Source organism: Pseudonocardia pini (assembly GCF_013870575.1).
Classification (GTDB): domain Bacteria; phylum Actinomycetota; class Actinomycetes; order Mycobacteriales; family Pseudonocardiaceae; genus Pseudonocardia; species Pseudonocardia pini.
Genome location: NZ_JACBXB010000928.1, coordinates 1 through 1,915, shown reverse-complemented (window position 1 = coordinate 1,915; position 1,915 = coordinate 1). Strand labels below are relative to the sequence as shown.

Annotated in this window: 3 protein-coding genes; all 3 read left to right on the top strand. The window is 72.9% G+C overall.

The window, feature by feature from the left end; all coding sequences use genetic code 11:
• The first annotated feature begins 10 nt into the window (after window positions 1-10).
• On the top strand, window positions 11-97 hold the full coding sequence (locus H5J29_RS36705) for a PaaD-like zinc ribbon domain-containing protein (protein WP_446686503.1): 87 nt from the start codon (window positions 11-13) through the stop codon (window positions 95-97).
• Window position 98: 1 nt separating this feature from the next.
• On the top strand, window positions 99-1,151 hold the full coding sequence (gene paaE / locus H5J29_RS30925; protein WP_181784477.1) for a 1,2-phenylacetyl-CoA epoxidase subunit PaaE: 1,053 nt from the start codon (window positions 99-101) through the stop codon (window positions 1,149-1,151).
• 307 nt (window positions 1,152-1,458) lie between these two features.
• The coding region (locus H5J29_RS30920) for a thiamine pyrophosphate-binding protein (protein ID WP_312858490.1) at window positions 1,459-1,915 on the top strand (457 nt) is incomplete at its 3' end.

Below are 1,915 nucleotides of genomic sequence, written 5' to 3'. Positions count from 1 at the left end.
GACCGACGAGATCTCCCGGTTCGGCCCCACCGCGTGCACGGCGTTGCGGCGCTGCCCCGCCTGCCGGGAGCCCTTCGAGCACATGAAGGAGATCTGAGGTGACCACGTCCGCCGCCCTCTTCCACCGGCTCCGGGTGTCCGATGTGGAACGGCTGTGCGAGGACGCCGTCGCGGTGACCTTCGCGGTGCCGGAGGACTTGGTCGAGACGTTCGCCTTCCGGCCCGGCCAGTTCCTCACCCTGCTGCGTGGTGAGGAGCGCCGGTCGTACTCGATCTGCGCGCCCGTGGGGGCCGCGCCGCGGGTCGGCGTCCGGCGCGTGGCGGGTGGGCTGTTCTCCGAGTGGCTGGTGGACCGGCTCGAGGTGGGCGACGAGGTCGAGGTCGGCCCGCCCGCAGGCTCCTTCACCCCCGAGCTCGCCGCGGGCACCCACCACGCGCTGATCGCCGCGGGCTCGGGGATCACCCCGGTGCTGTCCATCGCCGCGTCCCTGCTCGGGGCCCACCCGGACACCCACGTGACCCTGCTGTACGGCAACCGCCGCTCGGACACCGTGATGTTCACCGAGGAGATCGCGGACCTGAAGAACGCCCACGGTCCGCGGCTGCACCTGGTCAGCGTGCTGTCCCGGGAGCCGACGGCGGCCGAGATCGTGAACGGCAGGCTAGACGCGGACCGGCTGCGGGCACTGCTCGGCGCGCTGGTGGACGTCGAGGGCGTGGACGAGTGGTGGCTCTGCGGGCCGCTGGGCATGACCGAGGACGCCGTCGCGGTCCTCGGCGAGCTCGGCGTCGAGCGGCGGCGGGTCCATCGCGAGCTGTTCTACGTGGACGAGCCGCCGCCCGAGGTGCACCGGGCCGAGGAGGAGGTCGCGGGCGGCAGCGAGGTCACGATGGTGCTCAACGGCCGCACCACCCGCCTCACCCTGGCGCACACCGAGTCGGTCCTCGACGCGGCGCAGAAGGTCCGGGCCGACGTCCCGTTCGCCTGCAAGGGCGGGGTCTGCGGGACGTGCCGGGCGCGGGTCACCTCCGGCGAGGTCACCCTGCGCCGCAACTTCGCGTTGGAGGAGTCGGAGGTCGAGGCGGGCTACGTCCTCACCTGTCAGACCCTCCCCGTCTCCGCCGAGGTGACGGTGGACTTCGACACCTGAGCGGGTCCCCGGGTCGGGAACGCATCCTGCCGGTTCGAGCCGCGATGGCTGGGCGAGGACGAGGCGATGCCCGACCCGGGGTCATGCGACCCTCCGGTCCGGGAGCGACCCGGACCACGAGATCTGCGCGCGACCTCAGCGGGCTCAACGAACCGGACGCGCCGGGGTTGTTCACCCACAGCGGTCTATTCGTCACGATCCGCGATCGGAGCGTGACGGCCCATGATCCGTTGGAGTCGAGTTGGAGCCGGCCCCGGCACAGTGGGGACCAGGCGGGGCGAGCGCCCCGGTGCTGGAGGAGGCTCCCGTGAGCAGCTACACCGTCGCCGACCACCTGGTGGACCGGCTGGCCGAGCTCGGCGTCGACCGGGTGTTCGGGGTTCCGGGGGACTACAGCCTCGGCCTGTTGGACCACGTCACGCACCACCCGACCGTCGCGTGGACCGGGACCACGAACGAGCTCAACGCGGGCTACGCCGCGGACGGGTACGCCCGGCTGCGCGGGATGGCCGCGCTCTGCACCACCTTCGGGGTCGGCGAGCTGAGCGCGGTCAACGCGATCGCCGGCAGCTACGCCGAGCACGTGCCGGTGGTGCACGTCGTCGGGGCGCCCGCGCTGGTCAAGCAGGCCGCGCAGCTCCGCGTCCACCACACCCTGGGAGACGGCGAGTTCGGCCGCTTCGCGGCGATGCACACCGACCTCACCTGCGCCCGCGCCGCGCTGACCGCGGAGAACGCCGTCGCCGAGATCGACCGGGTGCTGG